Below are 12,478 nucleotides of genomic sequence, written 5' to 3' on the forward strand. Positions count from 1 at the left end.
CCGGTTAGCGTGGGGCCGTGCCCCGACTCCTCCGGGCCGGCCTGCTCACCGCGGCCGGCGCCCTGCTGGTGAGCTGCGGAGGTGGGGACGACGGCGGCGCGTCGGCGTCGCCGTCGTCCGCCTCGAGCGCGGCCGCGACCCCGTCGTCGTCCGCCGCGCCGTCGTCCGCCGGCCCCGGGGCGGCGGCGTTCTGCGCCGACGCGACACCGGTGGTCGCCCGGCTGGGCGCGGCGCTCGAGGCCGCAGAGACCCAGGGCGTCGCCGCCCTGCCGCCCCTGCTCGACCAGGCCGTCACCGCCTTCGACGGGGTGACCGCCCCCGGGGAGGTCGCCGCCGACTGGCAGGCGGTCCGCGACGGGCTGGCGCAGCTGCGCGGCCGGGTCGGCGCGATCGACCCGGCCGGCCCCGACGCCGACGCGCAGGTGGACGCCGCCGTCACCGAGGTCCAGGGGTCGGCGGCCGGGCCGGCGCTGTCGCGCATCGGTGCCTACTACGAGGAGAACTGCGGCTCCGGGGCCGCGCCCACGACGTGACCGTCACGGTCGAGGAGGTCGGCCTCGACGTCGTCCTGCCGCTGCGCAGCGCCGTCCTGCGCGGGGGCGGTCCGGCCGCGATGCCCGGCGACGACGACCCCGCGACCGTGCACCTCGCCGCCCGGACCGCCGACGGGCGGGTGGTCGGCGTCGTCCGGCTGTCCCCCGCGCCCTGCCCGTGGCAGCCGGCCCGGGCGCCGTGGCAGCTGCGCGGCATGGCCACCGACCCCGCCGTGCGGGGCGCCGGGGCCGGCCGCGCGCTGGTCGCGGCCGGCCGGGAGCTGCTCGCCGCGCGGGACGCGGACCTGCTGTGGTGCAACGCCCGCGTCCCCGCGGCCGGCTTCTACGAGCGGATGGGCTTCCGCGTGGTGACCCCGCCGTTCGACGTCGCGGGCATCGGCCCGCACGTCGGCATGCTCACCGCGCTCGGAGCGGCTGGGCGCCGCTCGAGCTGATCCCGGGGATGCGCCCGGCGCGGAAGGCGTCGACGAACAGCCGGTGGTCCTCCTGCGTCTGCCGCGCGTAGGAGTGCGCGAAGTCGACCAGGTCGGCGACGAACTCCTCGCGCCGGCCGCCGACCATCGCCGACACCGCCTCCTCGGTCTGGAAGTCGACGAGCGTGTGGTCGCTGTCGACGTCGCCGACGCAGTGCATCTTCGCCGTCGCCCGGCCCAGCTGGGCCACGACCGGGGCGATCTCCTCGGGCTCGGTGAGGTCCTCCCAGTCCAGGTCCACCTCGTAGGGCGACAGCTCCTGGACGACGAACCCGACGCCGTCGATCTCGGTGTGCCCGAGGAACTGCGAGGCGTTGGCCTGCAGCGCCCGCTGGCTGACCGCGGTGCGGTGCCCGTGGTGCTCGAAGTAGGAGCGGATCCGCTCGTCACGGACGATCCGGCTGGGCGCGGCCACGTTGCCCTGCTTGAGCGACAGGACGACGTCGTTCTCCAGCGCCTGGTCGTAGCCCTCGAGCAGCACGTTGTAGGCGGGCAGGCCGGCGCTGCCGATGCCGAACCCGCCGGTGCCGATGACGTCCTTGACGTCGTAGGCGACGTCGCGGCGGCGCACCGGCGGGACGACGGTCTCCCGCCAGCGGTCCAGTGCGGCGAGCACCCGGTCGCGCTCGGCGTCGTCGAGCACCCGGTCGCGCTCGGCGTCGTCGAGCCGGCGGGTGCGGCCGCCGTCGGCGAACCGCCGCCGGTAGTCCTCGACGACGGTCATCCGGTCCAGCAGCGAGGCCCGCGTGCGGGTCGTCGTCTCGAGGATCGCCTCGCGGACCGCGCCCTCGGTGTTCGCGACGGTCAGCGCGAACGAGCGGTCGTCGTCGGAGCGGCGGAAGGCCTCCACCTGGTCCAGGTAGGCGCCGAGGTAGGTGCCGACCAGGTCGCCGATGACGTCGTCGCCGAGCGCCTTGCGCCACGCCAGCAGCGCGAAGCTGGCCACGAACCGTCGCAGGTCCCAGGTGACCGAGCCGACGTAGGCCTCGTCGAAGTCGTTGACGTCGAAGACGATCCGCCCGGCGCCGTCCATGTAGGTGCCGAAGTTCTCCGCGTGCAGGTCGCCCTGGATCCACACCCGGCTGGTCCGCTCGTCGCACCAGGGGTCCTCGAGGCGGTCCACGTCGGCGTAGAAGAGGCAGGCGCTGCCGCGGTAGAACGCGAAGGGGTCGGCGGCCATCTTGCGGAACTTGGTCCGGAAGGCGTCGGCGTCGGCGGCCATCAGCTCGGAGAAGGCCTCGACCAGGACGTCGACGATCAGCTGCGAGCGGTCACCGGGGGCTCCCCCGGGGGCCACCCGGTGGGGGGATTCGGGCACGGGGGGCACCGTAGAGGCCGACTAGCCTGCAGGACAGACGGTTGCGCGGCGCGACGGACGGGGTGGCGGTGACGAGGGCGAGCAGGGCGCGACGGCTGGCGGCCGGCGCCGCCTACGGCGGCGGCGGGCTGGGCCTGGCCGGGGCCGGGCTGCTCGCCCTGCTGCGCCTCCAGGCCCTCGCGGCCCGCCGCCGGGTCGAGGCGCGGACGTCGAAGCAGGACCCGCCGTCCGGCGACGGCGTCTACGGCCGGCGCCGCGGCAAGCCGATCGTGTTCACCGTGCTCGGCGACTCCAGCGCCGTCGGCCTGGGCGTCACGCGCGCTACCGAGACCCCCGGCGTGCTGCTCGCCGCCGCGCTGACCGAGCTCGCCGAGCGCCCCGTGCGGCTGGTCCGGCTGGCCGTCTCCGGCGCCGAGTCCTGCGAGCTCGACCCCCAGGTCGAGGCCGCGCTCGAGCAGAGGCCCGACGTCGCGCTGATCATGATCGGCGCCAACGACGTCACCACCCGCACCCGGCCGGCGGTGTCGGTGCGCCACCTGGCCGACGCGGTGCGGCGGCTGCGCGAGGCGGGCGCGCAGGTCGTCGTCGGCACCTGCCCCGACCTCGGGACGATCCGGCCGATCGGGCAGCCGCTGCGCCTGCTGGCCCGGCGCTGGAGCCGGCAACTGGCCGCGGCGCAGACGATCGCCGTCGTCGAGGCCGGCGGGCGGACGGTGTCGCTCGGCTCGGTGCTCGGGCCGAGCTTCGCCCAGGACCGCTCGCTGTTCAGCGTCGACGAGTTCCACCCCAGCGCGGCCGGCTACGCGCAGGCCGCCGCGGTCATCCTCCCCGCCCTCGCCGACGCCATCGGCGTCTGGCCGGCCCGGGCCGAGCGCGGGCGGCTGCGCCGCACCTCGGTGCGCCCGGTGGCCCAGGCCGCGGCGCGGGCCGCCGGACGCCCGGGCACCGAGGTGCGGGCCACCGAGGTCCGCGGCTCGGGCACCGGCCCGCTGGGCCCGTGGGCCCGGCTGCTGCGCCGCCGGCCCACCGAGCTGCCCACGCCCGAGGAGGCCGGCGAGGCCAGGGAGGCGTCGGTCGGCTGAGCGCCGAGTGACCCGCAACACAACGGTGCTCTGTTCCCGGCGCACCCGCGACCCGTCGCGTACCCGGGGGTAGTTTCCGGGGTGACCCGACACCCGGCACCCCCCGGCCGGGAGCCCCTCACCGTGGAGGACCCCATGCCCGAAGCCGTCATCGTCGCGACCGCGCGCTCCCCCATCGGGCGCGCGTTCAAGGGGTCGCTCAAGGACCTGCGTCCCGACGACCTGACCGCCACCATCGTCCGCGCGGCGCTGGACAAGGTCCCCGCCCTGGACCCGACCGACATCGACGACCTGATCCTCGGCTGCGGTCTGCCCGGTGGCGAGCAGGGCCACAACATGGGCCGCGTCGTCAGCGTGCTCCTCGGCATGGACCACCTGCCGGGCACCACGATCACCCGCTACTGCTCCTCGTCGCTGCAGACCACCCGCATGGCCATGCACGCGATCAAGGCCGGCGAGGGCGACGTCTTCGTCTCCGCCGGCGTGGAGATGGTCTCCCGCTTCGTGAAGGGCAACAGCGACTCGCTGCCCGACACCCACAACCCGGTCTTCGCCGACGCCGAGGCGCGCGTGGCCAAGACCGCCGAGAGCGGCGCCGACTCGTGGACCGACCCGCGGGAGAACGGCGAGATCCCCGACATCTACGTCGCCATGGGGCAGACCGCCGAGAACCTGGCGCTGCTCAAGGACGTCTCCCGGCAGGAGATGGACGAGTTCGCCGTGCGCAGCCAGAACCTGGCCGAGAAGGCGATCGCCGAGGGCTTCTGGGAGCGGGAGATCACCCCGGTCACCACCCCCGACGGCACCGTCGTCAGCAAGGACGACGGCCCGCGGCCCGGCACCACCCTCGAGGGCATCTCCGGCCTCAAGCCGGTCTTCCGCCCCGACGGCCGGGTCACCGCCGGCAACGCCTGCCCGCTCAACGACGGCGCCGCCGCCGTGGTCGTCATGAGCGACACCAAGGCCCGCGACCTCGGTCTCACCCCGCTGGCCCGCATCGTCTCCACCGCGGTCACCGGCCTGTCGCCGGAGATCATGGGCTACGGCCCGGTCGACGCCTCGAAGCTGGCCCTGCAGCGGGCGGGCATGACCATCGACGACATCGACCTGGTCGAGATCAACGAGGCGTTCGCCGCGCAGGTCATCCCGAGCTACCGGGACCTGGGCATCGACATCGACAAGCTGAACGTGCACGGCGGCGCGATCGCCGTCGGCCACCCCTTCGGCATGACCGGCGCCCGGATCACCGGCACGCTCATCAACGGCCTGCAGACCAAGGACAAGACCTTCGGCCTGGAGACCATGTGCGTCGGTGGTGGCATGGGCATGGCGATGGTGCTGGAGCGCCTCTCCTGAGCTGAGCTCCCGGCACGCCACGGCGGCCCGGTCCCCTCACGGGGGCCGGGTCGCCGTCGTCTCGCGGGGGCTCAGCCGCGCAGCGGCCGGAACGCCGCGCGGACCTCGGTCGTGAACAGCTCGGGCTCCTCCCAGGCGGCGAAGTGCCCGCCGCGGTCGACCTCGTTGAAGTAGGTGAGGGTCGGGTAGGACCGCTCGACCCAGCTGCGCGGCGCGCGCCAGATCTCGCCCGGGAACGTGGTGAAGCCGGTCGGGACCGCGACCGGCGGGGGCGCCTGGCCGGCCGCGGCGGCGGCGGGCGCGTCCGGTCCGTAGCTCTCCCAGTAGGACCGGGCCGCCGAGGCGCCGGTGCCGGTCAGCCAGTACAGCGTGACGTCGTCCAGCACGTGGTCGCGGGTGAGGTTGCCGGTGGGCTGCCCGTCGACGAAGGCGCGGGCGAACTTGTAGTAGGAGTCCGTGTCGTGGTCGAGCATCCAGGCCGCCAGCGCGACGGGTGAGTCGAGGAGGGCGTAGCCGATCGTCTGCGGCCGGGTGGCCTGCTCGAGGAAGTAGGCGAAGCCGCTGGTCCTGAACGTCTGGACCGCGGCGGCGGCCTCGCGCTCCTGATCGGTGTCGGTCGGCTGGGGACCGGCCAGCGCGGTCACGAGCAGGTTGAGGTGGATGCCGAGCAGCCCCTCGGGCGCCTGCCGGCCCATCGCGTCGGTGACGCCGGCGCCCACGTCGCCGCCCTGGGCCACGTAGCGGGTGTAGCCGAGGCGGCGCATCAGCTCGGCCCAGGCGCGCCCGACCCGTGCGACGTCCCAGCCGAGCTCCCGCGGTTCGCCGGAGAAGCCGTAGCCGGGCAGGGACGGCAGCACGAGGTGGAAGGCGTCCTCGGCGCGGCCGCCGTGCGCCGTCGGGTCGGTGAGCGGGCCGACGGTCTCGAGCAGCTCGACGACCGAGCCCGGCCAGCCGTGCGTCATGACCAGCGGCAGCGCGTCCTCGTGCGGCGAGCGGACGTGCAGGAAGTGGACCTCCACTCCGTCGATCTCGGTCGTGAACTGCGGGAGCGCGTTGATCCGCGCCTCGCACGCGCGCCAGTCGTAGTCGGTGAGCCAGTGGCGCACGAGGGCCTGCACCGTCGCGAGCTGCACGCCCTGCGACCTGTCCCCGACCAGCTCTGCGGAGGGCCATCGGGTGGCGGCGACGCGCCGGCGCAGGTCGAGCAGCTCCGCCTCGGGGACGGCGATCCGGAACGGGCGGATCGCGGTGGGGTCGGCCCCGGCGGCGGTCCGCGGCTGGGGCACCGCTCCGGGGACGGAGACGGTCGTCGGGTCGGTGGGAGCGGACATCCGGGCCTCCTGGCGCGGGCTGGGGGGACCCGCTCGTGGGCCCTCCCCCGACCCCAGCGCCGCCCGGCCCGGACCCGCATCGTCCGTGGCGGACGATCCGGCGCTCCCGGCCCCGGAGACGCCGGTGGCCCGGTCCCCCGAGGGGGACCGGGCCACCGGGACGGACTGCGGGTCAGTTGTCCTGGAAGTAGGACAGCAGCCGCAGGATCTCCAGGTACAGCCAGACGACCGTGACGAGCAGGCCGAAGGCGATGTACCAGGCGAACTTGGCCGGGGCGCCGCGGCGGATCGCCTGGTCGGCCATGTCGAAGTCGAGCAGCAGCGTGAAGGCCGCCACACCGATCACGACGAGGCTGAAGACGATGGCCAGCGGGCCGCCGTCACGCAGGCCCAGGCCGCCCGGGACGAAGAACGACACGAGCAGGTTGACCAGGACCAGGGCCAGGACACCGAACAGGGCGCCGACGATCCAGCGGGTCAGCTTGGGGGTGACCCGGATGGCGCCGGTCTTGTAGACGACCAGCATGCCGGCGAAGACACCGAAGGTGCCGATCACCGCCTGGATCACGATCCCGGGGTAGATCGTGTTGAAGGCCTCGCTGATGGCGCCGAGCGCGACACCGTAGAGCGCGCCGTAGGCCAGGGTCGCCGCCGGGTTGGCGATCTGCTTGAAGCTGATCACCAGGCCCAGGACGAAGGCCACGAGCACCGCGGGCAGCGCCAGGCCCCACGCGGCCTGGCCGGGCAGCGCCCAGACGGCCGCGGCGGCCAGGACGGTGACGAGGAACGACAGGCCCGTCTTCTGGACGACGTCGTCCATCGTCATGTAGCGGGTGGCCGGCGGGCCGTACGGGCCGGCGGGGGCCGGGGCACCGTAGCCCTGCGGCGCGCCGTAGCCCTGCGGGGCGCCGTAGCCCTGGGGCGCGCCGTACTGCTGGCCGTAGGGCTGGCCGTACTGCTGCTGACCGGGAGCGGCGTAGCCCTGCTGGCCGTACTGCTGGCCGGAGCCGGGAGCGCCGTAGCCCTGGCCGTACGGCTGGCCACCGCCGGACGCGGCGTTGGCGAAGCCCCGGCCGAAGACCGGGTTGGAGCTGGGCATCGTCATCTCCTCGAGGTGACTGGTCGGTCGGTGGGCTGCTACCTCGCACCCCACTCGGTTCCTACAACGCCGCAGGTGGCCTGCGCGTTCCTGACCCTGCCAGTACCCCCGACCGGGTGGGAAGACGCGCCGGGGGCGCGGCACCGTGCGGTGCCGCGCCCCCGGGTCGTGCTGGGCAGGTGGAGGTCAGGCCTCGACCCCACCGTGGTCGTGGTCGTGGTCGTGGTCCGGCGAGAGGCCGCCGCCGCCGGCCTTCTGCTCCGGGGTCACCCGGAACTGGCGGTCGGTCGGGTCCTCCTCGAACGTGCCACCCGGCACCGGCTGGCCGGCCACGCCGTTCACCCGGGACGTGTCGTAGCCCAGCGTCAGCACCGAGTAGGCGATGGCGTCGGAGTTCGTCTCCAGCGCCTTCGGGTCGACGTTGAAGATCGTGTCCCCGGCCTGGTGGTAGTTGCGGTCGTAGGCGACCCCGGCGGTCCCGCCGTACAGCGGCACCTGGTACGCCTGCTTGAGGACCTCGGCGCCGGTGAACAGGCCCCCGGAGGGGATCTGCGCCTCGATGAACGCCTGGTAGTCGCTGCGGCCGCTGAACTCGCTGCCCTCGTACCACAGGCCCTGCGCCTCGAAGTAGTCCTCGAGGACGTACTCGATCTGGGCCGAGCCCTCGGGGACCTCCACCGGCGCCTCGAAGTCCGACTGGTCGCCGTCGTAGATGAACCGGGCGAAGTTCGGCGAGCCGACCATGTCGAAGTTCAGGTAGAGCCCGATCCGTTCCTTCTCGGACTCCGGCAGGGTGCCCACGTAGTGCTCGGAGCCGAGCAGGCCGAGCTCCTCGGCGCCCCACCAGGCGAACCGGATGGTGTTGGCCGGCTTGACCTTGGCGATGTTCTCGGCGACCTCGAGGATCGCCGCGCTGCCGGAGCCGTTGTCGTTGATGCCCGGGCCCGCGAGCACGGAGTCCAGGTGTGCACCGGCCATGACCACGTTGTCGGAGGTGCGGCCGGGCAGCTCGGCGATGACGTTGTAGGTGGTGCTGGTCTTGCTCGTGGAGTCGACGGCGATGTCGACGGTCGTACCCGCGGCGGCGAGCTCCTGCCCCAGGGCCGTGGGCACGCCGATGACCGGAATGGTGATCCCCGGAGCACCCAGGGTGCCGTTGAGCGGCCCGCCCGTGTTGTTGAACACGATGACGGCGGAGGCGCCGGCGGCCTGGGCGTTCTGCGCCTTCTGCGCGAAGGAGCAGGTGCCCCGCTGGACCAGAGCGACCGACCCGGCGACGAGGCCGGCGAAGTCGGCAGCCTCGCAGCCGCTGTTCCCGGATGCGATGTCGACCGGGGTGACGGCGCCGTTGTCCACCGTCCCGGCGCCGGTGTAGGTCATCGGCGCGTAGTCGGTGCCCGCCGTGTAGGTCGTCGCCGTGGGCGTGACACGGCTGAACGAACTGCTCCGCAGCTGGAAGAACGGGAAGGCGAACGGCTGGACCTCGGCGGTGTACCCGGCAGCCTCCAGCCGCTCCTTCACGTAGGCGACCGAGGCGTCGTAGCCCGGGGTGCCCGAGGCGCGGTTGCCGCCGTTGGCGTCGGCGATGTCCTGGAACGCCTCGAGGTGCTCCGTGACGCCCTCGAGCGTGACGCACTCGGTCAGCTTGGCGACCGTGTTGTTGTTGCGGGTCTCGCAGCCGCCGGCGGCGCCGGCGGGCAGCGCAGCGACCACGCTCCCGGCCAGCGCGATGGCGCCGGCGCTGCCGATCACGGCGAGCCGTGACCGGCGGGACGGGTGGGACTGGGTCATGGACGACTTCCCCTCGAACGTCGGGCATGAGCTCCGTTGCTCACGGGGCGTCACCCTGTCATCACCATCACAGGGGACGTCAAGCCCTGGATTTCTTCTCGGTCCTGCGGTAAGGAGCCGGAAGAACTGCAGGTCCGGACGGTGCCCCCGGTGGGACTCGAACCCACACTGCGACCCTTTTAAGGGGCCTGCCTCTGCCGATTGGGCCACGGGGGCGGACGCGCGGCGGACGGCTGCCCCGCGCCGCCCAGCCTAGGGTGGCCCTGCGGCCGAGCTCCGGCTCAGCCGGTCCCGGCGAGCTCCGTGGCCCGGGACAGGACGGCGTCCAGCATCGGCTCGGTCAGCCGGCCGGTGAAGGTGTTCTGCTGGCTGACGTGGTAGCTGCCGAGCAGGGTCAGCGGCCCGCGGGGCCCCTCCAGGGTCACCTCCACGCCGTGCCCGAACGCCGGCCGCGGGCGGGGCAGGGCGTACCCCGCCTCCGCGAGCACCGGCCACAGCGCCGTCCAGCCGAACCCGCCGAGGACGACGACCACCCGCAGGTCGGGCAGCAGCGCCAGCTCGCGGGCCAGCCACGGCGAGCAGGTGTCGCGCTCGGCCGGCGTCGGCGCGTTGTCCGGGGGCGCGCAGCGGACCGCGGCGGCCACCCGCACGCCGGTCAGCTCCAGGCCGTCCCCGACGTGCGTCGACGTCGGCTGGCTGGCCAGGCCCGCCCGCCACAGCGCGGCGAAGATCCAGTCGCCGCTGCGGTCGCCGGTGAAGACCCGCCCGGTGCGGTTGCCGCCGTGCGCGGCCGGCGCCAGCCCGACGACGGCGATCCGCGCGTCCGCCGGGCCCAGGCCGGGCACCGGCCGGCCCCAGTAGTCCTGGTCGCGGAAGGAGGCGCGCTTGACCCGGGCGACCTCCTCGCGCCAGGTCACCAGCCGCGGGCAGGCGCGGCAGCCGGAGACGCGGGCGTCCAGGACGGGGAGGTCGCGGGCCGCGCGGGCGGACCGGGCCACCCCCGCCGGCGTCCGCGTGACCGGGAACCCCTGCGCGTCGACCGCCACGCGCCCAGTGGACCACCCGCCCGGGGACGCGCGGGCCGCGGGGGCGGCAGGCATGATCACCCCATGGCCCGCAAGCAGAAGGCGCCGCTGACCTGGAAGCTCCTCGGCACGGGGACGGCCACCGTGTCGGGGATCGCCGTCCGCAAGCTCACCGACGCCGCCTGGTACGCGGCCCGCGGCACGACCCCGCCGAAGAACCCGGCCGCGCCGGGCGTCTCCTGGCCGGACGCGCTGGCCTGGGCCGCGTTCTCCGGGCTGGCGGTCGCGGCCGGCCGGCTGCTGGCCGCCCGCGGCGCGGCCACGGCCTACCAGCAGCTGACCGGCAAGCTGCCCCCCGGCCTCAACGAGGGGCCCTGACCCCGGTCTAGCCGCGGGCGAGCCGGAGCGCGATGCCGTCGAGGATGTCGTGCTCGCTGACGACGACCTCGTCGAGCGCGAACGCGTCCATGACCACCCGCAGCACCAGCGCGCCGGCGCCGATGACGTCGACCCGTCCCGGGTGCATGACCGGGTACGCGGCCCGGCGCTCGCGGGTGGCGGTGAGCAGCCCGGCGGTGACCGAGCGGACCGCCGAGACCGGGATCCGCGAGCCGTGGATGGCCTCGGCGTCGTAGGCGGGCAGCTGGAGCGCGAGCGCGGCCACGGTGGTCACCGAGCCGGCCAGGCCGACCAGCGTGACCGCCTCCTCGACCGGCACCGCCGCGGCCACCTCGGCCAGCGCCGCGCGGATGTCGGCCTCGCTGGCGCCGATCTCGTCCGCCGTCGGCGGGTCGCCGTGCAGGTGCCGCTCGGTGAGCCGCACGCAGCCGACGTCGACGGAGCGGGCGGCGCGCACCCCGGCGGCGTCGCCGAGGACGAACTCCGTCGACCCGCCGCCGATGTCGACCACCAGGTAGGGCGGGCGCGGCGGCGGGCCGCCGTGCGCGGCGGCCGCGGCGGCGAGGGAGGCGGTGGCGCCGAGGAAGGACAGCCGGGCCTCCTCGTCGCCCGGGACGACGTCCGGCGCCCGGCCGAGGGTGGCCAGCACCATCGCCTCGAAGTCCTCGCGGTTGGCGGCGTCGCGGGTGGCGCTGGTGGCCACCATCCGCACCGCGGTGGCGCCGAGGTCGCGGGCCTGGGCGGCGTACTCGGCGAGCACCACGCGGGTGCGCTCGATCGCCTCGGGCGCGAGCCGGCCGGTGGCGTCCACGCCCTGGCCCAGCCGCACGACCTCCATGCGGCGCAGCAGGTCGGTGTGCGCGCCCTCGGGCGGCACGTCGGCGACCAGCAGGCGGATGGAGTTGGTGCCGCAGTCGATCGCCGCCACCCGGGTCACGGCCGCTCCTCCGGCTGCGCGCAGGGGCCGGCGGCCCACCACTCCCCCATCCCGGCGACCGCGCGGTCGCCGATCGGGTTGACGCCGGGTCCCGCGGCCAGCGCGTGGCCGGCCAGGGCGTGCAGGCACTTGACCCGGTCGGGCATGCCGCCGGCGGTGTTGCGGGTGGGCAGCTCGCCGAGGGCGTCGCGCTCGGCCAGGTAGGCCTCGTGCGCCGCCCGGTAGGCCGCGGCGAGGTCGGCGTCGGTGCCGAGGTCCTCCTGCCACTCGCGCATGCGCCCGGTGGACTCCAGCCGGCTGGCGGCCGCCGACGCCCGCGGGCAGGTCAGGTAGTACAGCGTGGGGAACGGCGTGCCGTCCTCCAGCCGCGGCGAGGTCTGGACGACGTCGGGCTGTCCGCACGGGCAGCGGTGCGCGACCGCCCGCACCGCGCGCGGCGGCCGGCCCAGCTGCCGGGCGACGACCTCGCGCTCCTCCGGCGTGATCGGCTCGTGCACCCGGCGTCCCGGGGTGGTCGGGGTGGTCACCAGGGAAGTCTGCGGCAGCCGGTCGGCGGGCCCGACGGCACCCCTCAGCCGTCGGCGTCGGCCACCGAGCCGAGCAGCTCCTCGTACCAGGGCCGCGGCGCGGCGTCGACGGCGTCGGGCAGCGTGCCGGCGTCGCCCTCGGCCGCCTCGCCGTCCACCACGACGACCAGCCGGTCGCCGGGCAGGACGTAGGCCAGCCGCTCGCGGGCCTCGCGGGCGGTCCAGGCCGGGTCGGCCTGGCGCTCCAGCTCGGCCTCCAGGTCGGCGATGCGCTCGTCGTAGGCGGTGCTCTCCGCGGTCAGCCGGGCGATCTCGGCGCGGCCGTCCAGCCACTGCCGCACCGGCCCGGCCAGCGTCAGCGACAGCAGCAGGAGCAGCCCGACGAACACGACGGTCCGGCCGGTGAACAGTGGCCGACGCGCCGCCGCGGGACGCGCGGGCGTCCGCGGCGGCGTGCGCCGGCCGGGGCGGCGGGCCTCGGGACGGCTGCCGGCGCCCGACCGCGTCCCGGCCGGGACCGGCCGGGACGCGGCGTGCGACAGCGGGCGGCCGGTCGAGCGCCGCCGCCCCGAACCGGCGCTCACCG

The 12,478-nt window shown here is 75.3% G+C and carries 13 protein-coding genes and 1 tRNA gene; 5 read left to right on the plus strand and 9 right to left on the minus strand.

Features of this window, described 5'->3' with window-relative positions:
- Positions 1-17: 17 nt before the first annotated feature.
- Both ACI8AR_RS01700 and ACI8AR_RS01705 read left to right on the plus strand, forming a co-directional pair.
- On the plus strand, positions 18-533 hold the full coding sequence (locus ACI8AR_RS01700; protein ID WP_457049430.1) for a hypothetical protein: 516 nt from the start codon (positions 18-20) through the stop codon (positions 531-533).
- A complete protein-coding gene (locus tag ACI8AR_RS01705) occupies positions 530-988 on the plus strand; it encodes a GNAT family N-acetyltransferase (RefSeq protein ID WP_457049431.1) in 459 nt (152 codons plus the stop codon). The genes ACI8AR_RS01700 and ACI8AR_RS01705 overlap by 4 nt, the downstream gene beginning before the upstream one ends.
- Here the strand turns inward: ACI8AR_RS01705 and ACI8AR_RS01710 are convergent.
- Positions 951-2,345: a DUF2252 domain-containing protein gene (locus ACI8AR_RS01710; protein WP_457049432.1), complete on the minus strand. Its 1,395-nt coding sequence runs from the start codon at positions 2,343-2,345 to the stop codon at positions 951-953. The genes ACI8AR_RS01705 and ACI8AR_RS01710 overlap by 38 nt on opposite strands.
- 68 nt (positions 2,346-2,413) lie before the next feature.
- Between ACI8AR_RS01710 and ACI8AR_RS01715 the strand changes: the two genes are divergently transcribed.
- On the plus strand, positions 2,414-3,427 hold the full coding sequence (locus ACI8AR_RS01715; protein ID WP_456936887.1) for an SGNH/GDSL hydrolase family protein: 1,014 nt from the start codon (positions 2,414-2,416) through the stop codon (positions 3,425-3,427).
- 135 nt (positions 3,428-3,562) lie between these two features.
- Positions 3,563-4,783, plus strand: coding sequence for an acetyl-CoA C-acetyltransferase (locus tag ACI8AR_RS01720; protein ID WP_457049433.1), 1,221 nt, complete (start codon positions 3,563-3,565; stop codon positions 4,781-4,783).
- 71 nt (positions 4,784-4,854) lie between these two features.
- Here ACI8AR_RS01720 and ACI8AR_RS01725 read toward each other — a convergent pair whose 3' ends face one another.
- From ACI8AR_RS01725 to ACI8AR_RS01745, 5 genes are all read right to left on the minus strand, one after another.
- The gene (locus ACI8AR_RS01725; RefSeq protein ID WP_457049434.1) at positions 4,855-6,114 is read right to left on the minus strand and encodes an epoxide hydrolase family protein; all 1,260 of its coding nucleotides are present in this window, start codon (positions 6,112-6,114) and stop codon (positions 4,855-4,857) included.
- A 172-nt stretch (positions 6,115-6,286) separates the two neighbouring features.
- Entirely contained in the window at positions 6,287-7,213 is a 927-nt protein-coding gene (locus ACI8AR_RS01730) for a Bax inhibitor-1/YccA family protein (RefSeq protein ID WP_456936884.1), read from the minus strand.
- A gap of 186 nt (positions 7,214-7,399) precedes the next feature.
- Positions 7,400-9,004 carry a M28 family metallopeptidase gene (locus ACI8AR_RS01735; protein ID WP_457049435.1) on the minus strand — a complete coding sequence of 535 codons (1,605 nt, stop codon included), beginning with the start codon at positions 9,002-9,004 and terminating at the stop codon, positions 7,400-7,402.
- 142 nt (positions 9,005-9,146) lie between these two features.
- Positions 9,147-9,220 (minus strand) — tRNA-Leu (locus ACI8AR_RS01740).
- 65 nt (positions 9,221-9,285) lie between these two features.
- Positions 9,286-10,050 carry a uracil-DNA glycosylase gene (locus tag ACI8AR_RS01745; RefSeq protein WP_457049436.1) on the minus strand — a complete coding sequence of 255 codons (765 nt, stop codon included), beginning with the start codon at positions 10,048-10,050 and terminating at the stop codon, positions 9,286-9,288.
- A gap of 63 nt (positions 10,051-10,113) precedes the next feature.
- Here ACI8AR_RS01745 and ACI8AR_RS01750 point away from each other — a divergent pair, with 63 nt between their 5' ends.
- Positions 10,114-10,407: a DUF4235 domain-containing protein gene (locus ACI8AR_RS01750; protein WP_457049437.1), complete on the plus strand. Its 294-nt coding sequence runs from the start codon at positions 10,114-10,116 to the stop codon at positions 10,405-10,407.
- A gap of 7 nt (positions 10,408-10,414) precedes the next feature.
- Here the strand turns inward: ACI8AR_RS01750 and ACI8AR_RS01755 are convergent, their stop codons facing one another.
- From ACI8AR_RS01755 to ACI8AR_RS01765, 3 genes are read right to left on the minus strand one after another with little or no spacing between them, the layout of a single operon-like run.
- Positions 10,415-11,365, minus strand: coding sequence for a Ppx/GppA phosphatase family protein (locus ACI8AR_RS01755; protein WP_457049438.1), 951 nt, complete (start codon positions 11,363-11,365; stop codon positions 10,415-10,417).
- Complete coding sequence (locus ACI8AR_RS01760) at positions 11,362-11,892, minus strand: DUF501 domain-containing protein (RefSeq protein WP_456928214.1); 531 nt, start codon at positions 11,890-11,892, stop codon at positions 11,362-11,364. Before ACI8AR_RS01760 ends, ACI8AR_RS01755 begins: the two co-directional genes overlap by 4 nt.
- A gap of 44 nt (positions 11,893-11,936) precedes the next feature.
- Entirely contained in the window at positions 11,937-12,476 is a 540-nt protein-coding gene (locus ACI8AR_RS01765) for an FtsB family cell division protein (protein WP_456936878.1), read from the minus strand.
- Positions 12,477-12,478 lie beyond the last annotated feature (2 nt).

It is taken from the genome of Geodermatophilus sp. SYSU D01036 (assembly GCF_054050435.1).